Annotated in this window: 21 protein-coding genes, 3 pseudogenes and 1 riboswitch; of the genes and pseudogenes, 13 read left to right on the top strand and 11 right to left on the bottom strand. The window is 63.7% G+C overall.

What is annotated here, in order from left to right:
- Positions 1-112 precede the first annotated feature (112 nt).
- Positions 113-1381, top strand: a complete 1269-nt coding sequence (gene lysA, locus MESS2_RS09890) for a diaminopimelate decarboxylase (RefSeq protein WP_008874061.1) — start codon at positions 113-115, stop codon at positions 1379-1381.
- A 21-nt stretch (positions 1382-1402) separates the two neighbouring features.
- Here the strand turns inward: lysA and MESS2_RS09885 are convergent, their stop codons facing one another.
- A complete protein-coding gene (locus tag MESS2_RS09885) occupies positions 1403-1705 on the bottom strand; it encodes an ArsR/SmtB family transcription factor (protein ID WP_008874060.1) in 303 nt (100 codons plus the stop codon).
- Between the two features lie 56 nt (positions 1706-1761).
- Here MESS2_RS09885 and MESS2_RS09880 point away from each other — a divergent pair.
- From MESS2_RS09880 to MESS2_RS09870, 3 genes and pseudogenes are all read left to right on the top strand, one after another.
- A pseudogene (locus tag MESS2_RS09880) lies at positions 1762-2693 on the top strand (threonine/serine dehydratase).
- 114 nt (positions 2694-2807) lie between these two features.
- Positions 2808-5435: a TIGR02302 family protein gene (locus MESS2_RS09875; protein ID WP_008874057.1), complete on the top strand. Its 2628-nt coding sequence runs from the start codon at positions 2808-2810 to the stop codon at positions 5433-5435.
- A 31-nt stretch (positions 5436-5466) separates the two neighbouring features.
- Positions 5467-5835 carry a glyoxalase superfamily protein gene (locus MESS2_RS09870; RefSeq protein ID WP_040592589.1) on the top strand — a complete coding sequence of 123 codons (369 nt, stop codon included), beginning with the start codon at positions 5467-5469 and terminating at the stop codon, positions 5833-5835.
- Positions 5836-5844: 9 nt separating this feature from the next.
- Here the strand turns inward: MESS2_RS09870 and MESS2_RS09865 are convergent, their stop codons facing one another.
- The gene (locus MESS2_RS09865; protein WP_040592604.1) at positions 5845-6702 is read right to left on the bottom strand and encodes a LysR substrate-binding domain-containing protein; all 858 of its coding nucleotides are present in this window, start codon (positions 6700-6702) and stop codon (positions 5845-5847) included.
- Positions 6703-6988: 286 nt separating this feature from the next.
- On the opposite strand from MESS2_RS09865, the gene MESS2_RS09860 reads away from it, so the two are divergent.
- Complete coding sequence (locus MESS2_RS09860; RefSeq protein ID WP_008874054.1) at positions 6989-7939, top strand: DMT family transporter; 951 nt, start codon at positions 6989-6991, stop codon at positions 7937-7939.
- Positions 7940-7945: 6 nt separating this feature from the next.
- Here MESS2_RS09860 and MESS2_RS09855 read toward each other — a convergent pair whose 3' ends face one another.
- From MESS2_RS09855 to MESS2_RS09845, 3 genes are all read right to left on the bottom strand, one after another.
- On the bottom strand, positions 7946-8317 hold the full coding sequence (locus MESS2_RS09855; RefSeq protein ID WP_008874053.1) for a response regulator: 372 nt from the start codon (positions 8315-8317) through the stop codon (positions 7946-7948).
- Positions 8318-8380: 63 nt separating this feature from the next.
- Positions 8381-8923, bottom strand: coding sequence for a hypoxanthine phosphoribosyltransferase (gene hpt, locus MESS2_RS09850; RefSeq protein ID WP_008874052.1), 543 nt, complete (start codon positions 8921-8923; stop codon positions 8381-8383).
- A gap of 68 nt (positions 8924-8991) precedes the next feature.
- The gene (locus MESS2_RS09845) at positions 8992-9630 is read right to left on the bottom strand and encodes a hypothetical protein (RefSeq protein WP_008874051.1); all 639 of its coding nucleotides are present in this window, start codon (positions 9628-9630) and stop codon (positions 8992-8994) included.
- Positions 9631-9821: 191 nt separating this feature from the next.
- Here MESS2_RS09845 and ftsE point away from each other — a divergent pair, with 191 nt between their 5' ends.
- The 3 genes from ftsE to MESS2_RS09830 all read left to right on the top strand — a co-directional run bounded on the left by ftsE (position 9822) and on the right by MESS2_RS09830 (position 12300).
- Complete coding sequence (ftsE, locus tag MESS2_RS09840; RefSeq protein WP_006328438.1) at positions 9822-10481, top strand: cell division ATP-binding protein FtsE; 660 nt, start codon at positions 9822-9824, stop codon at positions 10479-10481.
- A complete protein-coding gene (locus tag MESS2_RS09835; protein WP_008874050.1) occupies positions 10474-11463 on the top strand; it encodes a cell division protein FtsX in 990 nt (329 codons plus the stop codon). The genes ftsE and MESS2_RS09835 overlap by 8 nt, the downstream gene beginning before the upstream one ends.
- A gap of 114 nt (positions 11464-11577) precedes the next feature.
- Entirely contained in the window at positions 11578-12300 is a 723-nt protein-coding gene (locus MESS2_RS09830) for a YdcF family protein (protein WP_008874049.1), read from the top strand.
- A 25-nt stretch (positions 12301-12325) separates the two neighbouring features.
- Here the strand turns inward: MESS2_RS09830 and MESS2_RS09825 are convergent.
- A pseudogene (locus MESS2_RS09825) lies at positions 12326-12788 on the bottom strand (pyridoxamine 5'-phosphate oxidase family protein); the annotation flags it as partial.
- A gap of 65 nt (positions 12789-12853) precedes the next feature.
- On the opposite strand from MESS2_RS09825, the pseudogene MESS2_RS09820 reads away from it, so the two are divergent.
- A pseudogene (locus tag MESS2_RS09820) lies at positions 12854-13758 on the top strand (LysR family transcriptional regulator).
- 141 nt (positions 13759-13899) lie between these two features.
- On the top strand, positions 13900-14700 hold the full coding sequence (locus MESS2_RS09815; RefSeq protein ID WP_008874045.1) for a lysophospholipid acyltransferase family protein: 801 nt from the start codon (positions 13900-13902) through the stop codon (positions 14698-14700).
- Positions 14701-14730: 30 nt separating this feature from the next.
- Here MESS2_RS09815 and MESS2_RS09810 read toward each other — a convergent pair whose 3' ends face one another.
- The 3 genes from MESS2_RS09810 to MESS2_RS09800 all read right to left on the bottom strand — a co-directional run bounded on the left by MESS2_RS09810 (position 14731) and on the right by MESS2_RS09800 (position 17087).
- The gene (locus MESS2_RS09810; RefSeq protein ID WP_008874044.1) at positions 14731-15360 is read right to left on the bottom strand and encodes a LysE family translocator; all 630 of its coding nucleotides are present in this window, start codon (positions 15358-15360) and stop codon (positions 14731-14733) included.
- Between the two features lie 113 nt (positions 15361-15473).
- Positions 15474-16421 carry an aldo/keto reductase gene (locus MESS2_RS09805; protein ID WP_008874043.1) on the bottom strand — a complete coding sequence of 316 codons (948 nt, stop codon included), beginning with the start codon at positions 16419-16421 and terminating at the stop codon, positions 15474-15476.
- Positions 16422-16535: 114 nt separating this feature from the next.
- Complete coding sequence (locus tag MESS2_RS09800; protein WP_008874042.1) at positions 16536-17087, bottom strand: gamma-glutamylcyclotransferase; 552 nt, start codon at positions 17085-17087, stop codon at positions 16536-16538.
- Between the two features lie 113 nt (positions 17088-17200).
- Between MESS2_RS09800 and MESS2_RS09795 the strand changes: the two genes are divergently transcribed.
- Complete coding sequence (locus MESS2_RS09795) at positions 17201-18199, top strand: DUF2125 domain-containing protein (protein WP_008874041.1); 999 nt, start codon at positions 17201-17203, stop codon at positions 18197-18199.
- Between the two features lie 2 nt (positions 18200-18201).
- On the opposite strand, the gene MESS2_RS09790 is transcribed toward MESS2_RS09795, so the two are convergent.
- Positions 18202-19137 carry a prephenate/arogenate dehydrogenase family protein gene (locus MESS2_RS09790; RefSeq protein ID WP_209436088.1) on the bottom strand — a complete coding sequence of 312 codons (936 nt, stop codon included), beginning with the start codon at positions 19135-19137 and terminating at the stop codon, positions 18202-18204.
- Positions 19138-19157: 20 nt separating this feature from the next.
- On the bottom strand, positions 19158-20267 hold the full coding sequence (gene hisC, locus MESS2_RS09785) for a histidinol-phosphate transaminase (RefSeq protein WP_008874039.1): 1110 nt from the start codon (positions 20265-20267) through the stop codon (positions 19158-19160).
- 143 nt (positions 20268-20410) lie between these two features.
- A riboswitch (SAM riboswitch) is annotated at positions 20411-20488 on the top strand.
- A gap of 115 nt (positions 20489-20603) precedes the next feature.
- Between hisC and metX the strand changes: the two genes are divergently transcribed.
- Both metX and metW read left to right on the top strand, forming a co-directional pair.
- The gene (gene metX, locus MESS2_RS09780; RefSeq protein WP_008874038.1) at positions 20604-21773 is read left to right on the top strand and encodes a homoserine O-acetyltransferase MetX; all 1170 of its coding nucleotides are present in this window, start codon (positions 20604-20606) and stop codon (positions 21771-21773) included.
- A 115-nt stretch (positions 21774-21888) separates the two neighbouring features.
- On the top strand, positions 21889-22503 hold the full coding sequence (metW, locus tag MESS2_RS09775) for a methionine biosynthesis protein MetW (protein ID WP_008874037.1): 615 nt from the start codon (positions 21889-21891) through the stop codon (positions 22501-22503).
- Positions 22504-22521: the final 18 nt, after the last annotated feature.

Below are 22521 nucleotides of genomic sequence, written 5' to 3'. Positions count from 1 at the left end.
GCGTGATCCCGAAAAGTTGCAGACTTTTCGGACAAGATCACGCGAAAAAACAAGATCTAGAGCCGATGAGATCGCCCGATCTCATCGTGCTCCAACTTCCGGAACCATTCTCGTGAACCATTTCGACTACCGCGACGGCGTACTGCATGCCGAGGACGTGGCGATTTCAGATATCGCGGCCAGTGTCGGCACGCCTTTCTACTGCTATTCGACGGCGACCCTGACCAGGCATTTTCGCGTCTTCACTGATGCCTTTGCCGGGCTCGACGCGCTGGTCTGCTATGCCATGAAGGCGAATTCCAACCAGGCGGTGCTGCGCACACTGGCCAGGCTTGGCGCCGGCGCCGACGTGGTCTCGGAAGGCGAATTGCGCCGTGCATTGGCCGCTGGCATTCCGGCCAACAGGATCCTGTTTTCGGGCGTCGGCAAGACGGCCCGCGAAATTGACTTTGCGCTTAGCGCCGGCATCCTCTGCTTCAACGTCGAATCCGAGCCGGAGCTTGAACTGCTGTCGGCCCGGGCCACGGCACTCGGCAAGGTCGCGCCGGTCTCGCTGCGCATCAACCCGGATGTCGATGCCAGGACCCACAAGAAGATCTCCACCGGCAAGGCCGAGAACAAGTTCGGCATCCCCTGGCAGAAGGCGCGGAAGGTCTATGCCCGCGCCGCGGACCTGCCGGGCATCAAGGTCACCGGCATCGACACCCATATCGGCAGCCAGATCACCGAGTTGCAGCCCTTTGACGACGCTTTCGCCCTGCTGGTGGATCTGGTCGGCGCGCTGCGCACCGACGGGCACGCCATCGAGCACATCGATCTCGGCGGCGGCCTCGGCATTCCCTACCGCGTCGACAACAGCCCGCCGCCGCTGCCGGATGCCTATGCCGAGATCGTCAGGAAGCACGTCACCAGGCTCGGGCTGAAGGTGATGTTCGAGCCCGGCCGGCTGATATCAGGCAATGCCGGTATCCTGGTCTCGGAAGTGATCTTCGTGAAGGAAGGCGACGCCAAGAACTTCCTCGTCGTCGATGCCGCGATGAACGATCTGATCCGGCCGACGCTCTATGATGCCTTCCACGACATAAGGCCGGTGGTGCAGCAACCGGCTTCGGCGCCGCGCATGACGGTGGATGTGGTTGGCCCGGTCTGCGAGACCGGCGACTATATCGGCCTCGACCGCGACCTGCCCCGGCTGAAGGCCGGCGACCTGATCGCCATCGCCACCGCCGGCGCCTATGGCGCGGTTCAGGCCGGCACCTACAACACCCGCCTTCTGGTGCCGGAAGTGCTGGTCGACGGCGACCGTTTCCATGTCGTGCGCCCACGCCAGACCTATGACGAGCTGATCGGGCTGGATTCTGTGCCTGATTGGTTGAAGTAGCCCCGGAAATCGCAAAGCAGGCTACAATCGGTGCTGAATGAGCGCCCTTGTCGTGGCGATTCTGTCCTCGTCGCGGCGATAGAATGTCCACTGCTTGATGCGTTTGGCTCGCACCAGGCCGGCCTGGGTGAGCACCCGCATGTGCTCGCTGAGCGTCGCCTGGGTGATGCCGAGCTTTTCGGCGATCAGCAGCGCGCAGACACCGTCCTCGACCAGATCCCCATCGGCTTGGCGTGGGAAATGGGCGCGCGGGTCCTTCAGCCAGTCGAGGATTTGCAGCCTGCGCTCGCTGGCGATCGCTTTGAAGACGTCGACCTCTTGCATTTAGCCATTTTGCTAAGTTACTAAGTAATGTCAATCCTGGGACGCGAGAGCAAACCATGCAAAACACGATTACGCGCGAACGCATTGCCGCCACGGAAACGCGCATCCGGCCCTTCGTGCGCCGCACGCCGGTGCTGCGCATCGACATGGCCGATTTCGACCGTCCCGCTCTCGGCGTCGACCTGAAGCTCGAATGCCTGCAGCATTCCGGCTCGTTCAAGGCGCGCGGCGCCTTCACCAATCTTCTCGAGCGGCCGGTGCCCAAGGTCGGCGTCGTAGCGGCATCGGGCGGCAATCATGGCGCCGCCGTCGCTCATGCCGCCATGCGGCTTGGCCACAAGGCGACCATCTTCGTTCCCGAAGTGAGCCCGCCGGCCAAGCTCGACCGTATCCGCGGCTATGGCGCCGAGCTGATTGTCGGCGGCGCCCGCTATGCCGAAGCATTGGCCGCCAGCGAAAACTTCGCTGAAAAGACCGGCGCCTTGCAGATTCACGCCTTCAACCAGGAGGAGACGCTGGTCGGGCAAGGCACGCTCGGCCTCGAGATCGAGAGAGACCTGCCCGAACTCGACACGCTTCTGGTCGCCGTCGGCGGCGGCGGCCTGATCGGCGGCATCGCCGCCTGGTTCGCCGGCCGCATCAGGATCATCGCCGTTGAGCCGGAAGGCGCGCCGACGCTGTACCGTGCCTTCGAGGCCGGACGGCCCGTCGATGCGCCGGCGGAAGGCATCGCCGCCGATTCGCTGGCGCCCGCGTCGGCGAAAAGATGTTTCCGATCGCCGAGGCCTTCGTCGAACGCTCCATACTGGTCAGCGACGACGACATCATCGCAGCGCAGGCCGCACTTTGGGACCGGGTGCGAATCATCTCCGAACCGGGCGGGGCCGCGGCCTTCGCGGCGCTCCTGTCTGGCCGTTACGTGCCGTCTGCGGGCGAGCGGATTGCCGTTCTGGTCTGTGGCGCGAACACGAATCCGGCGAAATTCTGACAATAATGGCTGCAATCCCCTTCACGTTTTAGGGAACCGCCTCGCCTTCGCCGTGTTTGTTGGTATTCTTCTACCCGTGAGGTTCGGGCTATCCCGCCCGACCAGGAAGGGCCGATGACGCAACGACCCACCTTCACCAGCGATCGCAGCCTGGCCGGGCGCCTTGCCCTGAGCCGGCTGGCGACGCGGGTCTCCATGACGGTCGAGCGCGGCTGGCCGTTGTTGCTGCCGCTGATCATCATCGCCAGCCTGTTCCTTAGCGTCTCCTGGCTCGGCCTCTTCCCCCTTCTGCCCGACATGGCCCGCATCGGCGTCGTCGCGGCATTCGCCATCGCAGCCCTTGCCGCGCTCTATCCCTTGCGTTTCTTCCGGGTGCCGTCGAGCGCCGAGATCGACCGGCGCATCGAGGCGGCCAATGAATTGCTGCACAGCCCGGTGCTGGTGCAAACCGACCGTCCCAGCGGCAAGGAAAGCGGCTTTTCGCGGGCGTTGTGGCGTGAGCACCAGAAACGCATGGCCGAAAAGCTCGACCGGCTCGGCGCCGACTTGCCACGCACGCGCGTGCCTGAGCGCGACCCCTGGGGGCTGCGCGCAGTGGTGGCGCTTCTGCTCGTCACCGCCTTTGCCTTTTCCTTCGGGCCGTCCGGCGGCCGCATGACGGACGGATTCAATGCCAATGCGGCGCGCGACGCAGTGCCGCCGCGCATCGATGCCTGGGTGACGCCGCCTGCCTATACCGGCAGGCCGCCGATCTTCCTTACCGCCCCTGTCCCCACCGCCGCCAATGCCACGAACGTCAATCAGGCGGCGCCCACCTTCACCGTGCCGGAAGGCAGCGACGTGTCGCTGCGCGTCACCGGCGGTTCGGGCGAGGAAACGCTGAGCTATGCCGACGCCAGCGGCAATGCCCGCGCCATCGACCCGCAGGCCGCGACAGCCAAGCCGCCGGCAAACCCGGCGTCTCCCTCCGCGGTGCGCCAGTTCACCGGCAAGCTGACGGCCAATGGCACGCTGACGCTGAAATCGGCCGACGACGAACTTGGCCGCTGGGCCTTCGCGGTGATCCCCGACAAGCCGCCGCAGATCCGCTTCGTTGGCGAACCCAAGCGTGCCGCCAATGGCGCCTTCGAACTCAACTACCAGATTGACGATGACTATGGCGCGGCCTCGGCCAAGGCGAGCTTCGCCTTGGCCGACCCGCAAGCGCCGACTGCGCGGCCGCTCTATGGCGCGCCCGAAATGCCCCTCGCATTGCCGCGCCGTGGCGGCAAGGCCAACGCCGCCAAGACCACGAAGGACCTGACCGAACACGTCTGGGCCGGCGGCAAAGTCAAGCTGACGCTTGTCGCCACCGATGATGCCGGACATACGGCAACCAGCGAAACCAAGACGCTGGCGATGCCGGAGCGGCCGTTCTCCAACCCGCTGGCGCGCGCCGTGATCGAGCAGCGCCGCATGCTGGCGCTCGACGCCAATAGCAAGCCTCGCGTGCTCGACCTGATGGACGCGATCACGCTTCGGCCCGAAGACACGTTCGACAACATGGCTCACTACCTCGCCATCATGAGCGCCCGCAGCCGCCTGAAGATGGCCGACAGCGACGACCAGCTGCGCGACGAAGTGTCTTATCTTTGGGAGATCGCGCTCGGCATCGAGGAGGGCAATCTGTCGGCGGCCGAGCGGCGGCTGCGCCAGGCGCAGCAGGCGCTGCAGGACGCCATCAAGAGGGGCGCCAGCGACGAAGAGATCGACAAGGCGATGAAGGAACTGCGCGAGGCGATGAACCAGTTCCTGCAGGAATTCGCCGCGCGCGCGCAGCAGAACCCGAACGCGCCGCAGATGCAGCAGAACGGCCAGGAACTGCGCCAGAGCGACATCGAACGCATGATGGACCAGATCGAGAATCTGGCGAAATCAGGCGATCGCGACAACGCGCAGCAACTGCTCTCGCAGCTGCAGGACATGATGAACAATCTGCAGGCCGGACGCCAGCAGGAAGGTGGCGGCGAGCAGGACAGCGAGATGCGCCAGCAGATGGACAAGCTCGGCGAGATCATGCGGCGCCAGCAGGAGATGATGAACGACACGTTCCGCATGGACCAGATGCAGCGTGGCGAGCGTCAACGCGGGGAGAATCGCGACGAGCAGCTCGGCGAGAATGGCGAGCAGGGCCCGATGGGCGAACAGGGCAAGCCCGGCCCGGGCGACGACCGCGATCCGCTTGGCCGGCCGAAGCCGATGACGCCACAGGAATTCGCCGATGCGCTGAAGCAGTTGCAGGAAGGCCAGGGCAAGCTGCAAAGCGACCTCGATCAGCTGAAGAAAGGGCTGGAAGGCATGGGTCTCGAGCCCAATGAGGGATTTGGCGAGGCCGGCAAATCCATGGGCAATGCCGAACAGTCGCTTGGTGAAGGCGATGGCGATCAGGCGGTCGGTCACCAGGGTCGGGCGCTGGAGGCGTTGCGCAAGGGCGCCAAGGACATGATGAAGCAATTGCAGGCCATGCAGGGCGACCAGGGCGCCAACGGAGAAGGCGGCCGCCAGCAGAACGCCGACCGCGATCCGCTCGGCCGGCCGCGCGCCACCCAGGGCCCCGATTTCGGCGAGTCGGTGAAGGTGCCGGACGAGATCGACGTCCAGCGCGCCCGCCAGATTCTCGAAGCGATCCGCAAGCGGCTTGGCAATGCGCTCAGCCCGGATATCGAGCGCAGCTATCTGGAGCGGCTGCTGGAGCTGAAATAATCTCTCCTATTGCCACAGCCATTGAGACCATCTGGTGAAACTCGGCGCCGTCACCCCGATCCTGCGCATCTTCGACATCGCCAAGGCGCATGAATTCTATCTCGGCTTCCTCGGTTTCGAAGTGCAGTTCGAGCACCGCTTCGACGACAATGCTCCGCTCTATATGGGGATTTCGCGCGACGGCTGCGTGCTGCATCTGAGCGAACATCACGGCGACGGCGCGCCAGGCGCCCACGTGCGGATCGAGGTTGCCGACATTGCGGGGCTGCACCGCGAATTGACGGCCAGGAAGTACCGTTTCGCCAGGCCGGGGCTTGAAGAAACGCCGTGGAAGACGAGGGAAATCACTGTCGGCGACCCATTCGGCAACCGGCTGACCTTCTACGAGGACATCCGGTAGCAACTTGCTCTACCGGTTGGTGAACGCCTCGCGGATTGCTTCTTGCATACCGTCTATGGCCTCGCCGGAAGCGTTCGGATTGCGGCGCAGCACGACATTCGAAGCGTCGATGTCGCCGAACCCGTCGGCCGCGCTCAGCTCCCGGCAGCCGGCCGGTATGTTGCTGCGCGAGATCGGCGCGATCGCCAATCCTGAGGTGACGGCGAGCCGCAGGCCGCCATTGGTGTCGCTGGTATAGGCGACGCGATAGGCAAGACCGCGCTGTTCCAGCGATTTGATGGCGAAATCCTTGCACCAGCCGGCGCGGTTGTAGAGCGCGATCGGCACCGGCCGCTCTTCATGCATGTGATGCAGGTCGGACGTCACCCATACGGTCGGATCATGCATCAGCACCTCGCCGCCCGAAAGATCCTGCCATTCGAACACCACCGCCAGATCGAGCTCGCCAGTGGCGAGCGCCGCTATCTGTGCGCCGGAATGCGCGTAGCGGCCGGTGACTTCGACCTGCGGATGACGCTTGGCAAAGGCGCCGAGCGCACGCGACAGGATGGCGTGCCCATATTCTTCCGGGATGCCGATGCGCACCGGCCCGCCAAGCGGCGCCGCGGCCATTGACGCCGCGGTCTCCTCGAGCAGCGACACGATGCGCCGGGCATTGCCGATGAGCTCGCCGCCACGGCGCGTCAGCGCCACGCCGCGCGAGCCACGCTCGAACAGGCTGTCGCCGACCAGGCTTTCCAGCTTCTTCATCTGCATCGAGACCGCCGACTGGGTGCGGCCGGCCTGCTCGGCCGCCTTGGTGAAATTGCCGGTGTCGGCAACCGCGACGAAGGTGCGCAGCAGGTCACTGTCCAAGGTTGGCCGCATGCTGTCCGCCATAAGAAAATCTGATTACAGACATCATTCCAATTCGTTTGCAACATGTCAACCGCGAGACGATAGTCCGTCCACCCATTGGATATGCGGCCGCGAAATCGGCAGCGGACCAATTTGAAGAGTCCTCACTCATGCCCGCTGCCCGAAACGGTGGCGGGTTCTTTTTGATGCATGTCGCCCAAAAGTGCGCAGCGGTTTTGGGACAACGACATGCATGCATAGCAATAATTAGAGCAATTCGGATTTCGAGCCGCGGGCAAGGAGCCTTTGAAATAACATGCAGAACCGGATCGTCCTCGGCATGGCAAGCCTTTGCCTCGGCGTGCTTGTGTTCTCGCTCCAGGATCCGTTGGTCAAGGCCGTATCGAGCACCTATCCGGTGACCGAGGTGATGGCGATTCGCTCGATCGTCGCCTTGCCGATCCTGATTTTTCTCGTCCACGCCGATGTCGGATTGCCGGCAATACTGTCGAAGCGGTTTGGCATGCTGACGATGCGCGCCTTCATCCAGTTCTCGTCCTACACGGTCTACTATCTGGCGATCGCCGCCCTGCCCTTGGCTGACGCCGTGGCGCTTTACTTCATGGCGCCGCTGTTCATCATGGCGCTGGCCGGACCCTACCTTGGCGAACATGTATCCTGGCGGACGCTGGCCACTGTCCTGGTCGGCCTGCTCGGCGTGCTCGTGATGTTGCGCCCGGGTGCCGGACTGTTCGACTGGGCGGCGCTGCTGTCGCTGGCCTCGGCGGCGCTTTACGGCTTTTCGCAGCTGATGGCCCGCAAGATCGGCGACACCGAATCCTCCACCGTCATGGCGTTTTATCAGAACGGCGCCTATCTGGTGGGTGCTGCGGTGGTCGCCGGATTGTTTTGGATGGCCGGCATAACCCATGCCGTCCATCCCAGCCTCGAATTCCTGGTCAGGCCATGGATCTGGCCGACGACGGCCGATTTCCTGAAGATGGGTGCCTGTGGCTTCGTCGCCTCGGCCGGGATGATCCTGTTGTCGCAGGCCTACCGGCTGGCGCCCGCCAACCGCGTCGCCACCTTCGAATACACCGGCATCATCTGGACGCCGCTGTGGGGTTTCCTGTTCTTTGCCGAGGTGCCGCGGGCGACCACCGTCATCGGCGCGGCGCTCATCATCGGCGCCGGTCTGTTCGCGCTGAATGCCGGCCGGCGGCGGACCAGCGGACCGGCAATTGCGGCTACCTGCGATCCCGTATGAGCCTGATCAGGCGAAACAGGCGAGCGTCTGCTCGACCCGTGCGCGGATTTCGGCCAGCGTGAACGGTTTCTGCACGACATCGCGAATGATGCCGTTCAGTTCCTCGGCACGCTCGCGCTGGTCGGCAAAGCCGGTCATCAGCATGATCTTCATCGCCGGAAAGAGAGCGGCCGCCGCCTTGGCCATCTCGATGCCGTCCATCTCCGGCATGCGGATGTCGGACAGAACGAGGTCGTAGCCGCCAGATGCGGCGCGGATCAGGGCAAGCCCCTGTGCGCCGTCGGCGGCGATAGCAACATTGTGCCCAGCGCGTTCAAGTGCGCGGGCGGCGAGGGTGCGGACGGACTCATCGTCCTCGACGATCAGGAGCTTTGCCATGGCGCGATGTTTGGCGGGGAAAAGTTGACTTTTCCTGAACCACGAACGGCGTCAAAAATAAATCTAGGCGTCGCCTTTGACGATGCCGACGAACGGCAGCTCACGAAAGGCGTGGGCGACATCCATGCCGTAGCCGACAACGAAATAGTCGGGACAGTCGAAGCCGACATAATCCGCCTTGAGCGCGGTCTGGCGGCGCATGTACTTGTCGAGCAGCACGGCGATGGCGCAGCTTCTGGCGCCGCGCGACAGCATCAGGTCGCGGGTGAAGGACAAGGTCTTGCCGGATTCGAGAATGTCGTCGATCAACAGCACGTCGCGGCCGGCGACCTCATTATCGATGTCGCGCAGCACCCTCACCTCGCCGCTGCTGGTGCCGGCGCCGTAGCTGGAGATGAAGATGAACTCGACCTCGGGCGACAGGCCGACATCATGCATGGCGCGGATGAGATCGGCGGCGAAGATGAACGAGCCTTTCAGCACCGAAATCACCAGAAGATCCTGGTAATCGTGCCCGGCGATCTCCTTGGCCAGTTCCAGATTGCGGCGGGCGATCGCCGATGCCGAAAACAGGACTTCAATGTCCTTGCCGCGCACGATTGGCATTCTTTGCTTCCCCCAATGACCGCCTGGGGCGTGTTGATATTCAGGCATAACCTGAATATCAACACACGCTAACTGGCGAAAGTCACCGAAACCGCCTTCACGCCGTTTCTAGGCACGTCGAGTCTGCTGGAAAAGCCAAATCTTTCGCCGGGCGCCAGTGGACGATTGGATATCCCCAGCGTGTATCGGGTGACGCGCCCGTCATTGCCGGTGACCCGGATTTCCAGTGGCGGCAATTGCGCAACCTTGGTCCCGTCATTGGTCGCCTCGGCGTTGACAAACAACACCGGATAGGGACCGGACGCATCGACGCGGGAGGTGACGCCGGAAATGCCGAGTGCGGCGCTGGACGGCTGTTCAACAGCCCAGAGGGGCGCATGGCGCACCAGCGCGTGGCCACCCGAGACCCAGAAGGCCGCAAAGGCGGCGCTAAGGCCGGCGATCCAGAAGATCGGCCCGCCGCGCGATGCCAGCGGCCGCTCCGTGGCGGCTTCGGGTTTGCGCAGCATGTCCATGCCTTCGATCGATGGCGTGTCGGTCACGCGCGAGGGCGGCGGTGAAGGATCGATATCAGTGGCAGCGCGCGGCAGCACCTCGTAGTCGGCTTCGACAATGTCGTCGGCTGCACCACGCATGACGCGTTCCGGCACCATATCCGTCATGATTTCGCCGGAAACCGGGCGCGCGGTTCTATCCTCAGCCATCATGGCCCAGCACTACACCACTTGTTCGCTCTTCGTTTCTTTTGCGTAAACGGAAATGGTTAACGCTTCCCCACCGGAACCCCAGTGATAAACCGAAAAACATCGAAAATTAACCAAGGGTTAACCATGCCGGCCGATGGTCTTTCCCAGGAAAAGGCTGGCGTTTCGCCACCGCAAGTTTCAGGTCGTCGAACGTGATCCGCTTCGAAAATGTCGGCCTCCGCTATGGCATGGGCCCGGAGATTCTCCGCGACATTTCCCTGCACATACCGGAGCGTTCCTTCCAGTTCCTGAGCGGGCCTTCTGGCGCGGGCAAGACGACGCTGCTGCGGCTTTTGTTCATGTCGCTCAAGCCGACACGCGGGCTGATCACCATCTTCGGCAAGGACCGTTCGCGCATCTCGCGCGCCGAACTGCCGCACCTGCGGCGGCGCATCGGCGTTGTGTTCCAGGATTTTCGCCTGCTCGACCACATGACGACCTACGAGAATGTCGCCTTGCCGCTGCGCGTGCGCGGGCGCGAGGAAATGAGCTACCGCACCGATGTCACCGAATTGCTGAAATGGGTCGGCCTTGGCGAACGCATGCATGTGCTGCCGCCGGTGCTGTCGGGCGGCGAGAAGCAGCGTGCCGCGATCGCCAGGGCGCTGATCGAGCAGCCCGAGATCCTGCTGGCCGACGAGCCTACCGGCAATGTCGATCCGCCATTGGCGCGACGCCTGCTCAGGCTGTTCATCGAACTCAACCGGCTGGGCACCGCGGTGGTGATCGCAACGCACGACCTCGGCCTGATGGAGCAGGTCGACGCACGGCGCATGATTCTGGCCGGCGGAAGGTTGGATATCTATGACTGACCTTCCCGCCGAACATCTTCAGGATCAGGGCATCGAAGAGACCGGGATAAAACCCCGCGCCCAGCGCAAGATGGCGCCGATCGTGCCGGCGCAGAACATCGCCGGCCGGGCGCTGGTGCTGGTCATCGCCATCATGACGTTCCTCTCCTGCCTGACCTTCGGCGCGGTGACGCTGGTGCGCGACACCGCTTCGGTCTGGGAGAACCAGATTTCGCGTGAGGCGACGATCCAGATCAAGCCGGTCGAGGGTCTCGACATGGAGGCAGCCCTTGCCCAGGCCTCCGGGATCGCCGGCGAATTTCCGGGCGTGAAGGCTACAAGGATCATCGACCGCGACGCCACGGCCCGGCTTTTGGAGCCGTGGCTGGGTTCGGGCCTCGACATCGACGAACTGCCGGTGCCACGTCTGATCATCGTCACCATCGACGAGAACAACCCGCCCGACTTTGCCGCCATGCGCGCGGCGATCACCCCGAAGTTGCCGAGTGCGTCCCTCGACGACCATCGCACCTGGGTCGATCGTCTGGTCGCCATGGCCCGCACGACGGTGACCATCGGCATCGCCGTGCTGGTGCTGATGCTGTCGGCAACCGTGCTGACCGTGGTGTTCGCGACGCGCGGCGCCATGGCCGGCAATGGCCACATCATCGAGGTGCTGCATTTCGTCGGCGCCGAGGCGCGCTTCATCGCCCGCGAATTCCGCCAGCATTTCCTGGTCACCGGCATGAAGGGCGCGACCGCCGGCGGTGCGGCGGCGATACTCGTCTTCATCGTCTTCTCCTGGTGGTCGTCGCGCAACATGGCGACGCCGCAGGCCGACCAGGCGACTGCCCTGTTCGGCAATTTCGCCATCGGTTCGGCAGGCTATCTCGGCGTCGCCCTCATGGTGCTGGTCATCGGCGCCCTGACGGCGGCAACCTCCCACGTCACCGTCGTTGCCTATCTCAGCGACATCGATGTTCGCCAACCGGACGCCGGCTAATGCACACCGCCCAACTACGACATGCGCAAAAGTATCGATCACGGATGAAAACCTGCCGTAACGCAAAGTGCGACTTCGACCTACCAAAGGCCGCAATTCGGGGTTAACCATGAGATGATGGACGCGAGGGACTCGATCGATACGGCTGGACGCATGCCCGTGTTGGTCATGCGCGCGCATGGCTTTGGCAAGCTGGGCCGGCTAAGTTCCGTCATCCGTGTCTGCGCCTTCGCACTGCTCGGGCTGATGGCGCTGTTTGTCGGCGGCTTTGCTCTCTTTGCCAATACTGTCAGCAATCTGACGACGCCTGCCAATCCGGCAAAGGCCGATGCCATCATCGTCTTGACTGGCGGCCAGTCGCGTCTCGACGCGGCGATGAGCCTGCTCGCGTCCGGCAAGGGCGAGCGGCTGCTGATCAGCGGCGTGCATCCTTCCGCCAGCCGCCGCCAGTTGCAAGCCGCGACAGGTGGCGACAAGAAACTGTTTTCCTGCTGCGTCGACATCGACCGAGCCGCGCTCGACACGATCGGCAATGCCGAGGAAAGCGCCAAATGGGTGGAAGACCACGCCTATGGCACCGTGATTCTCGTCACCAACAACTATCACATGCCGCGCAGCCTGCTGGAAATGGGCAGGCTGCTGCGCAAGGCCAAGCTTGAGCCCTACCCGGTGGTCAACACCAATCTCGACAATGGCGGTTGGCTGACCAAGCCCAAGGCATTGCGCGTGCTGTTCACCGAATACAACAAGTACCTGCTGGCGCTGGCGCGCGGCATCGTGCCGTTCAAGCCAACGCCTGACGGTATCGCGCTGGCCGAGGCTACGTCGGGCAACTGAGCCACAGTCCGGCCTGCGGGCAGCATCATTTCCTGAATGTGATGCCCCAAGCTCCGCGCAGACGCGCGATCTCCCGTTCGAGCCATTCGATACGCTTGTCCCGTTCGGCCAGCGCCGCGGCCACATCGGCCGCTTCGAAACGTTGCGGGATGTGCTGCGGGCAATTGGCATCCCAGGCCGAGACCGCAAACCGGATGATCTGCTCGGGGCGCGCCTTGTAGCCTTCCGGCATCAGCTTCGCCATCAGTTCCGCGTCGTCCTCGACCACGCGCGCTTCGCCCCAGATCTTGATGCGCTGCCGGTGCGCATAGTCGATCAGGAACAGGAAGGCGCGCGGATTGTCGGCCAGATTGCCCTGGGTGATGAATTGCCTGTGCGAAATCCGCGAAACCGATCGTCCGCTCGTCGAGCACCTTGAGGAAGCCGGCTGGCCCGCCGCGATGCTGGATGTAGGGCTGGCCATCGCCATTGGCCGTCGAGAGGAAGAGGCCTTCCATATTCCGGATGCAGATTGGCATATTTGCAATATATCCTTCCATTTTCCGGAAGAATTATGGACCGCTTCGAAGCCATGTCGCTTTTCGTCGCCGCCGCGGAGACCGGCAGCCTTTCGGCTGCGGGGCGCCATTTCGGCACTCCGCTGGCAACGGTCAGCCGCAAGGTCTCCGACCTGGAGCGGCATCTGAAGACGCGTCTCCTGAACCGCTCGACGCGGCGGCTGACGCTGACCGATGCCGGCCACGCCTATCTCGCTGCCTGCCGCCGCATTCTGGGTGAGGTCGGCGAGGCCGAGCGTGCCGCCGCAGGCGAATACAGCGCTCCGACCGGCGAACTGATCGTCACCGCGCCGATCGTCTTGGGCCGCCTGCACGTGTTGCCGGTCGTCACCGGCTTCCTCGCGGCCTACCCCGAGGTGGACATCCGACTGACGCTTGCGGACCGGATAACCCAGTTGATCGAGGAACACATTGATCTCGCCATCCGCATCGGCCAGCTTCCTGATTCAAGCCTGGTCGCCATCCGCGTCGGCTCGATCCGTCGCGTTGTCTGCGCGAGCCCGGCCTATCAGGCCGAACACGGCACGCCGAAGACCCCGAACGACCTTGCGGCGCACAGCTGCATCGCCTTCGAGGGGCTGACCTCTCCCGCCACATGGACCTTTGCCGCTGGCAAGACCGAACGAGCTGTCCCGATCCGCTCCCGACTTCGGGTCAACACGGCGGAAGCCGCGATCGATGCGGCGATTGCCGGCGTCGGGTGACGAGGGTGCTTTCATACCAGATTGCGGCTGCGGTGCGGTCGGGCACGCTCTGCCCGGTGCTGGAGGCGTTCGAGCCGCAGCCATGGCCGGTGAACCTCGTGCATGCCGGCCAGGGCCTGCTGCCGGTGAAACTGCGCGCCTTCCTCGATTTCGCCGCCCCACGCCTCAAGGAGCGCCTGGCACAGGCAACGTGGTAGACTTGAAGCAGATCGTAGACTGGGAGAAGGGGCGGGCAGCGGCTCATTGCCCGGCCGGATCGATCTCCACCCATCGCGCCGTTTCCTTTTTGCCCGCGCTTGGTGTAACCAACGCACACCTCCTCACCGGGCACTTCCCACATGCTCTATATCCGCTCGCTGGCGTTCAATCTCGTCTTCTACGTCAATTTGATCGTCCAGATGATCCTCTGGACGCCCTACTATTTTCTGTCGCCGCGCCACCGCGCCTGGTTTGTGCCGAAATTCTGGTCGCGCACCTCGATGTGGCTCCACGACAAGATCGCCGGCACCGGAAACGACATCACCGGGCTGGAAAACCTGCCCGAAGGCTCCTTCATCCTGGCGCCCAAGCATCAGTCCTTCTGGGACGCGATCGCCTTCTTTCCCTTCCTCAAGGACCCGCTTTACATCCTCAAACGGGAGCTGACCTGGATCCCGTTCTTCGGCTGGTACATCATGAAGATGCGGATGATCCCGGTCGACCGCGGCAGCCGTTCGAAAGCGCTGAAGGCGGTGGTAACCGCCACCAGGCAGGAGATGGCGCGCAACCCCCGCCAGCTGATCATCTATCCCGAGGGCACGCGCCGGGCGCCGGGCGACGAACCAGCCTACAAATATGGCATCGTCGAGCTCTATGCGCAGCTTGGCGTTCCGGTGGTGCCGGTCGCCCATGTCGCCGGCCTCTATTGGCCGCGCCGGAAATTCATGCGCTATCCCGGCACCATCAAGGCCCGCTTCCTGCCGCCGATCCCGCCGGGACTGGACAAGGAGGAATTCATGGAACGGCTGATCGGCGAGACGGAAGCCGTCTGCGACCAGCTGCTCGTCGAGGCCTCACGCTCGCCAAACCCGCCGCCCATGCCGCCGACGGCGGTGAAGCGGCTGAGCGAATTGGGCGCGGCCGCAAAAAAGAAAGCCTGATTCAGGCGTCTTCAGCTGCGTGCGTTGACCTCATGGCAACGCAGCCAGCGCCGTGGTTAAGACCAGCGTCGCCGCGAAGATCAGATTGATGATCCGCGAGGCGCGCGGCTTGCGCAGGAAGCGCGCAAACGCTGCCCCGGCGAGAAGCCACAGGACGTGGATGGCGACGATCATCAAGGCCAGAACCGCCAGTTTGAGCCGCGCGTCGAGATCGGACGACGGCGTACCGGCGAACACGGCGGCAATCGCCACATAGGCCTTTGGATTGGCGACGGCCAGAAGGAAGCCGCCCAGGAATGTGGGAAGCGCGGCCCCATCGGTGCGCGCCGCCACAGGCGGGGCCGTAGCGATCTTGAAGGCAAGGTAGAGTATGTAGGCTGCGGACGCCGCGGCCAGCAGCGGCGCGAGTTTCGGTACCGAGGCGAGCATTACCATGACGCCCGTCGCCACCACCAAAAGCACGGCGATCGTGCCAAGAGTGACACCGGAGGCGTAACGGAGTGAATCGCGCAAACCGAAGGCGGCGCCAACGGCGGTAACGCTTATCGTCGCCGGCCCCGGGCTGCCCATGACCACCGCAGATGCCAGGACAAGCGTCAGCAAGCGCTGCCATAGTTCGGCATGGGAAAAGATCTGTTCGGCCACCTGGCGTCCCTGCATCTTGCGACAATGCAGGGACGGTACGGCGAGGTCACGCCGGACGTCTTGAACGATCGTGCATCTGCGGCCGGCGGAATGTCTCTAAGGAGGGACAAGCGGCTTCAGATTGCGGCTTACGCGCTCGCTTTGTCGAGCTCGGCCATATCGTCCGCACCGAGCTTCAACGATGCCGCGCGCACCAGGCTGTCGACCTGATCGAGCGTCGTGGCGCTGGCGATCGGGGCGGTCACGCCGGGCTGCGCGGTCACCCAGGCGAGCGCCACTTCCGCCTGTTTGGCCGAATGTCGGGCCGATACCGCGTCGAGGGCCGCCAGGATGCGCATGCCGCGTGCGTTGAGATAATCCTTGACGCCGCCGCCGCGTGCGCTTTTGCCGAGATCGGCCTCGCTGCGGTACTTGCCGCTCAAAAAGCCCTTGGCGAGGCTGAAATAGGTAATGACGCCGATATTCTCGGCCACGCACAAATCGTGCAGCGCGCCATCGAAGGACGAGCGGTCATAGAGATTGTATTCCGGCTGCAGCACCGCATAGCGCGGCAAGCCGCGCAGGCTTGCCACATCGATTGCTGCGCGCAACTGGCCGGCATCGAGATTGGAAGCGCCGGCGTAGCGGATCTTGCCCTTGGCCAGCAGCTTCTGGTAGGCGCCGAGCGTTTCCTCGTAAGGCGTGGCCGGGTCCGGCCAGTGCGACAGATAGAGGTCGATGACGTCGGTCTGCAGCCGCTTCAGCGACGCGTCTATGGCTTTCTCGATATAGGCGGCGGAAAGGTCCTTCCTGCCTTGCCCCATATCCGACCCGACCTTGGTGATCACCACGACCTTGTCGCGATTGCCGCGGCTCTTCATCCATTTGCCGATGATGGTCTCGGATTCGCCGCCCTTGTTGCCGGCAATCCAGCGCGAATAGGAATCGGCGGTGTCGATGGCGTTGAGGCCGGCGTCGACGAACCGGTCGAGCAGGTCGAAGGAGGTTTTCTCGTGGGCGGTCCAGCCGAAGACGTTGCCGCCCAGAACCAGCGGCGCGATGGACAGGTCGGTTTGACCGAGACGACGTTTCTGCAAGACTGATCTCCGTGAGGATGGAAAGGGTCGGGCGAGAAGCCCGTGACGGCTCTAACCTATGTCGCGCCGCGAGGACGTCAAAGGCTCAGCCGTCTTTTCCAATCAGCCCGTGCTTCACAAAGGCGCGACCCGTTTCGCCACCTCTTCCAGCCAGTGGTCGTGGATCCCCAGCGCCTCGAGATGCTCCAGCGTGCTGAGCACGTAATCCTCGTTCTTTCCCGACTGGCCGACGGCGCCGCGAACGACGGTCGCCGCATCGGCCGCATCGAGCGCGCCGGCATATTGCTCGTGGGTGCGGTCGACGACATAGGCGACCGCCGAGACCGTCTCGCCCCCGTTTGTATCACCTCCGTTCGTACCGCCATTGTCGAGGCGAATGCTAAGCATGCGCTCGAGATAGACGCTGGTGACCAGCTCGCGCTCGCGCAGATAGGCGATGACTTCGTCGCGCAGCTCGCCGGGGACGCGGAAAGCCAGCCCGATGCAGGAGCCGCCGCGGTCGAGGCCGAGCACCAGGCCGGGGCGCTCGCGTGTGCCGCGATGCACGAAGGAGTAGACGCAAAGCGACCTGCGGTAGCCGTGAAGACGCGCGCGTCGCGTCTCGACATGCGCAAATCCCGGCCGCCAGATCAGCGAACCATAGCCAAAAACCCAAAAATCGCCCATATCGCCAAGCCTGACTGCGGCACCGCACCGGAATCGGTGTCTTTTCAATCGTCTCCGTCTATCTCTGTTGCCGGAAGCGATACCTGCAAACACGCGTTAACGAGAGCCGCAGCATGACGTCAAGTGAAGAGCGCCCGCCGAATTTTCGCCGTCGCCTCTTCTGGCTTGCCGCCTTCCTCGCCGTGCTGTTCGGCATCTACAGCGCCGGCTGGTTCTACCTGGCCGACAAGGTCAGGAGCGAAACCGACAAAGCCGTGGCCGAGCTCAACGGCAATGGCATTGACGCTGACTGCGCCAATCTCACGGTCAGCGGCTATCCACTGAGCTTCGCCATTTCCTGTGACAATCTGGCGTATCAGGACGACACCAGGAACGTCGCCGTTTCGAGCGGCAGCCTCAATGCCGTCACGCAGATCACCCGGATCCTGTCGCCTTTTGCCGAATTGCGCGGGCCGCTCAGAACCTCGTTTCCGGGCATGGCGCCGCTGTGGATCGACTGGGACAATCTGCGGGCTGGCATGAAAGTGTCCTGGCCCTTGCCGCGGCGCGTTTCGCTGGAGGCCAAGGGCCTGTCCGGCCAGACCGACCCTGCGGACGGCACCGACCCGGTCGAACTGTTCAGCGCCGGGACGGCGGCGGGGCAACTCAGTCCAATTGGCCAGGACATCGGCTATGTCGGGAGTTTTACCGATCTCGAAATCGACTCGGATGCCATTGATGGGCGCGTGTTGCCGCCGCTCAACGGCAGCGGCGACGTGACCCTGAAGAACGGCGTGGCGCTGATCAAGACGCAAGCCAGGAGCCTGCGCGGCCAGGCTGTCGACATCACCAAGCTCGATCTGTCGTCGGGAACCGCACGTATCACCATGTCCGGACCGGTCTCGGTCAATGCCGATGGCCTGATCGACGCCAACCTGATGATCAAGCTGAACGACCCGAAAGCCGTGGCGGCAATCCTCGGCGCGGCCATTCCCGAGCAGAAGAACCAGATTGAGACCGGCTTTGCCGGACTGGCCCTGCTCGGCAACGAGCCGTCGATGCCGCTCAGGATCGTCAAGGGCAAGGCCTCGCTGGGTTTCATCCCGCTGGGCAAGATCAAGCCGGTCGAATGAACCTACCCCTTGGCCGGATGCTCGACCGCCTGCCGTCCGAAATCCGGTACGTCGATATCCTGGCCGGCCTCGATGATCGAGCGGCGCACGGCCCGGGTGCGGGTGAACAGGTCGAACAGTTTCTCGCCGTCACCCCAGCGGATAGCCCGCTGCAGCGAGGCGAGGTCTTCCGAAAACCGCGCCAGCATTTCGAGGATGGCGTCCTTGTTGTGCAGGCAGACGTCCCGCCACATGGTCGGGTCGGAAGCGGCAAGGCGGGTGAAGTCGCGAAAGCCGGAAGCCGAATATTTGATGACCTCGGACTTGGTCACCGACTGCAAATCGTCGGCGGTGCCGACAATGTTGTAGGCGATGATGTGCGGCAGATGCGAGACGATGGCCAGCGTCATGTCGTGGTGCTGCGGATCCATCGTGTCGATGTTGGAGCCGCAGCGGCGCCAGAATTCCGAAAGCCTTTCCAACGCCGCCGGATCGGTGCCGGGCAGCGGCGTGAAGATGCACCAGCGGTTTTCGAACAGTTCGGCGAAGCCGGCGTCCGGTCCCGATTTCTCCGTACCCGCCAGTGGATGGCCGGGGATGAAATGCACGCCATCGGGCACATGCGGCTCGATCTGCGCGATGACGGACGCCTTGGTGGAGCCTACATCGGTGAGGATGGCGCCCTTTTTCAGCGCCGGCGCAATCTCCTCCGCGACTTCGCCCGAGGAACCGACCGGCACCGAAACGATAACCAGATCGGCGTCGCGGACCGCTTCCCCGGCATCCATGGTGTAGGAGGAACCGAGGTCCAGCTCCCTGGCACGCGCCAGCGTGGTTTCACTGCGCGTCGCGATGGCGACATGCCGGGCCAGGCCCTCACGGCTGATGACGCGGGCCAGCGACGAGCCGATCAGGCCGATACCGACCAGCGCGATCTTTTCAAACATCGGTGACGTCATTGTTTCAGCTTTTCGGGGTTTCAGCTTTTCAGGAATGTCGTGAGTGCGGCGACAACGCCGCGATTGGCTTCTTCGGTGCCGATGGACATGCGCAGCGCATTCGGGAAGCCGTAGCCGGAAACGCGCCGCAATATATAGCCGCGCTGGGTGAGATAGTCGTCCGCGGCGGCCGCCGAATGCTTCTTGTCCTCGGGAAAGTGGATGAGGATGAAATTGCCGACGCTCGGCGTCACCCGCAGCCCGAGCTTTGTCAGTTCCTCGCTCAACCAGGCGAGCCAGGTTTCGTTATGCGCCACGCTGCGCTCGACATGGGCGCGGTCGCGGATCGCGGCAATGCCGGCCTCGATCGCCGTCGCGTTGACGTTGAAGGGACCGCGAATGCGGTTGATAGCGTCGACGATGTGCATGGGGCCGTACATCCAGCCGATCCGCGCGCCGCCAAGCCCGAGCTTGGAGAAGGTGCGGGTCATGACCACGTTCTCGGTTCCGCCCACCAGCTCGATGCCGGCTTCATAATCGTTGCGGCGCACATATTCGGCGTAAGCCGCATCGAGCACCAGAAGCACGTTTTTGGGCAGTCCGGCATGCAGCCGACGCACCTCCTGGAACGGCATATAGGTGCCGGTCGGGTTGTTGGGGTTGGCGAGGAAAATGATCCTGGTGCGCGGCGTCACGGCGGTGAGGATCGCATCAACGTCGGCGCGCTCGTCGGTTTCCTTGACCGACACGGGCGTCGCGCCCGCCGACCGGATGTAGATCTTGTAGATCGAGAAGGCGTGCTCGGTGATAACGGCTTCATCGCCGGGCGCGAGATAGGTCTGCGCCAGCAGGCCCAGTATCTCGTCGGAACCATTGGAACAGACGATGTTTGCCGCATTCAGGCCGTGCACCTCGGCGATGGCCTCCCGCAGGCGCCTGGCGGTGCCGTCGGGATAGACGTCGAGCCTGGCTGCGACCTCGCGCGCGGCCTCTACCGCCTTCGGCGAGGGGCCGAGCGGGTTCTCGTTCGACGACAATTTGTGGACTTTCGCCACGCCGGCCGGCGCCGTGCTCTTGCCAGGCACATAGGCTTCGATGTCCATGATCCCCGCGCGGGGCGTTGGACGTGCCTGATCCGGTCTCTGGTTCATGTCAAAAATCCATCGAGAATGCTTCCGTCCGGAAGCCGCAGCGGAAATACAAGCCATGGCCCGGAATGTCGAGAGGTGGCAAATCATCGGTGGCCGTGTCATCGGTGGCCGTTGACGCCGGCGCGCGCCGGTCTTAGAAGAGAGCGAAATTCCGTGGTGATTTGGCCGGTCGGCTTGCAGCCACGTTAAACAACTCGCTAAAGGGCCGTTTGCATCCTGTAACCGGCTTTGCGATGGCGTTGCCGGTTTTTTGTTGTCCGCAACCGGCCGGACGACCGCATCGGTGCGAAGATCGCAAGCGACCTTCGCAGCTCGATGCGAGTGTAAGAGGATGTAATGGCCGCTCTGCGCGCTCGAAAAACCAACAATGAGGCCGACCAGCCGTCGAGCCCGGTGTTGCGTTTCGGCGCCGACAAGCCGCTCAAGCTCGACGCCGGCACGTTGCTGTCGCCGTTCCAGATCGCCTACCAGACCTATGGCACCCTGAACGATGCCCGTTCCAACGCCATCCTCGTCTGCCACGCCCTGACCGGCGACCAGCACGTCGCCAACACCAATCCGGTGACCGGCAAGCCCGGCTGGTGGGAGGTGCTGATCGGCCCCGGCAGGATCATCGACACCAACCGCTTCTTCGTCATCTGCTCCAATGTCGTCGGCGGCTGCCTCGGCTCCACCGGTCCCGCCTCGATCAATCCCGCCACCGGCAAGCCTTATGGGCTCGATCTGCCGGTCATCACCATCCGCGACATGGTGCGGGCGCAGCTCATGCTGATCGACCATTTCGGCATTGAAAAACTGTTCTGCGTGCTCGGCGGCTCGATGGGCGGCATGCAGGTGCTGCAATGGGCGTCGAGCTATCCGGAACGCGTCTTCTCGGCGCTGCCGATCGCCACCGGCGCCCGCCATTCCTCGCAGAACATCGCTTTCCACGAGGTCGGCAGGCAAGCCGTCATGGCCGACCCTGACTGGCATGGCGGCAAATATTTCGAGCATGGCAAGCGGCCTGAAAAAGGGCTGGCGGTGGCGCGCATGGCCGCTCACATCACCTATCTGTCGGAGGTCGCCCTGCACCGGAAATTCGGCCGCAATTTGCAGGACCGCGACGCGCTGACCTTCGGTTTCGACGCCGACTTCCAGATCGAAAGCTATCTGCGCCATCAGGGCATGACCTTCGTCGACCGTTTCGACGCCAACTCCTATCTCTACATGACCCGCTCGATGGACTATTTCGATCTTGCCGCCGACCATGGCGGACGGCTGGCCGATGCCTTCGCCGGCACCAGGACCCGCTTTTGCCTGGTCTCCTTCACCAGCGACTGGCTGTTCCCGACCGAGGAGAGCCGCTCGGTCGTCCATGCGCTGAACGCGGCCGGCGCCTCGGTCTCCTTCGTCGAAATCGAGACCGACCGCGGCCACGACGCCTTCCTGCTCGACGAGCCGGAGCTGTTCGCCGCCATCAACGGCTTCATCGCCTCGGCCGCGCGCGCCAGGGGACTCAGCCTATGAGCTCGGAAAACCGCGTGCTCTCCGGACTGGTATCAAGCGGCAGGCATCAGCGCATGACCCCGGAAAGTTGCAGACTTTCCGGATCAGGATCATGCGCCAGGCAGAGGGTCCATCCATGAGCGTCAACCGCGCCCAGCGCGTCGACCTCGAAGTCGTCGCCGGTCTCATCCCGCCTCGGTCGCGGGTGCTGGACGTCGGCTCCGGCGACGGCCTGCTGCTCGAATTGCTGCAGGAGACCAAGCAGGTCGACGGCCGCGGGATGGAATTGTCGCAGCGCGGCGTCAACGAATGCGTGGCGCGCGGCCTCTCCGTCATCCAGGGCGACGCCGACACGGATCTCGAATTCTATCCCGACAAGGGGTTTGATTTCGTCGTCCTGTCGCAGACGCTGCAGGCGACCCGCAACCCCAAGCTGGTGCTCGACGAGTTGCTCAGGATCGGCAACCGCGCCATCGTCTCTTTCCCGAATTTCGGCCACTGGCGGGTGCGCCTCTCGCTGTTCATCCAGGGGCGGATGCCGGTGAACGACGATCTGCCCTACTCCTGGTACGACACGCCCAACATCCATTTCTGCACCGTTCGCGACTTCGTCAATCTGTGCAACGAACTCGGCGCCACTGTCGAAAAGGCGACCGCGCTCGACGGCAACGGCCAGAAGATCGGCCTCTCCATGCCGTGGTGGTTCTGGAATTTCTTCGGCCAGCAAGCGGTGTTTCTGCTGAAGCGATGAAGTCGCGCTCGGCGACAC

Source organism: Mesorhizobium metallidurans STM 2683, assembly GCF_000350085.1.
Taxonomy (GTDB): Bacteria; Pseudomonadota; Alphaproteobacteria; order Rhizobiales; family Rhizobiaceae; genus Mesorhizobium; species Mesorhizobium metallidurans.
This window is presented reverse-complemented; position numbering and strand designations above follow the sequence as displayed.

What these genes read in the sequence shown, in the direction of transcription:
- hpt (WP_008874052.1), bottom strand. Translation starts at nt 8,923, where the DNA reads ATGCCAATCGTGCGCGGCAAGGACATTGAAGTCCTGTTTTCGGCATCG.
- metX (WP_008874038.1), top strand. Translation starts at nt 20,604, where the DNA reads ATGGCCGCTCTGCGCGCTCGAAAAACCAACAATGAGGCCGACCAGCCG.
- MESS2_RS09810 (WP_008874044.1), bottom strand. Translation starts at nt 15,360, where the DNA reads ATGCAGGGACGCCAGGTGGCCGAACAGATCTTTTCCCATGCCGAACTA.
- MESS2_RS09795 (WP_008874041.1), top strand. Translation starts at nt 17,201, where the DNA reads ATGACGTCAAGTGAAGAGCGCCCGCCGAATTTTCGCCGTCGCCTCTTC.
- MESS2_RS09885 (WP_008874060.1), bottom strand. Translation starts at nt 1,705, where the DNA reads ATGCAAGAGGTCGACGTCTTCAAAGCGATCGCCAGCGAGCGCAGGCTG.
- MESS2_RS09855 (WP_008874053.1), bottom strand. Translation starts at nt 8,317, where the DNA reads ATGGCAAAGCTCCTGATCGTCGAGGACGATGAGTCCGTCCGCACCCTC.
- MESS2_RS09865 (WP_040592604.1), bottom strand. Translation starts at nt 6,702, where the DNA reads ATGCGGCCAACCTTGGACAGTGACCTGCTGCGCACCTTCGTCGCGGTT.
- MESS2_RS09875 (WP_008874057.1), top strand. Translation starts at nt 2,808, where the DNA reads ATGACGCAACGACCCACCTTCACCAGCGATCGCAGCCTGGCCGGGCGC.
- metW (WP_008874037.1), top strand. Translation starts at nt 21,889, where the DNA reads ATGAGCGTCAACCGCGCCCAGCGCGTCGACCTCGAAGTCGTCGCCGGT.
- MESS2_RS09815 (WP_008874045.1), top strand. Translation starts at nt 13,900, where the DNA reads ATGCTCTATATCCGCTCGCTGGCGTTCAATCTCGTCTTCTACGTCAAT.
- MESS2_RS09835 (WP_008874050.1), top strand. Translation starts at nt 10,474, where the DNA reads ATGACTGACCTTCCCGCCGAACATCTTCAGGATCAGGGCATCGAAGAG.
- MESS2_RS09800 (WP_008874042.1), bottom strand. Translation starts at nt 17,087, where the DNA reads ATGGGCGATTTTTGGGTTTTTGGCTATGGTTCGCTGATCTGGCGGCCG.
- MESS2_RS09845 (WP_008874051.1), bottom strand. Translation starts at nt 9,630, where the DNA reads ATGATGGCTGAGGATAGAACCGCGCGCCCGGTTTCCGGCGAAATCATG.
- MESS2_RS09860 (WP_008874054.1), top strand. Translation starts at nt 6,989, where the DNA reads ATGCAGAACCGGATCGTCCTCGGCATGGCAAGCCTTTGCCTCGGCGTG.
- MESS2_RS09830 (WP_008874049.1), top strand. Translation starts at nt 11,578, where the DNA reads ATGATGGACGCGAGGGACTCGATCGATACGGCTGGACGCATGCCCGTG.
- hisC (WP_008874039.1), bottom strand. Translation starts at nt 20,267, where the DNA reads ATGAACCAGAGACCGGATCAGGCACGTCCAACGCCCCGCGCGGGGATC.
- MESS2_RS09790 (WP_209436088.1), bottom strand. Translation starts at nt 19,137, where the DNA reads ATGACGTCACCGATGTTTGAAAAGATCGCGCTGGTCGGTATCGGCCTG.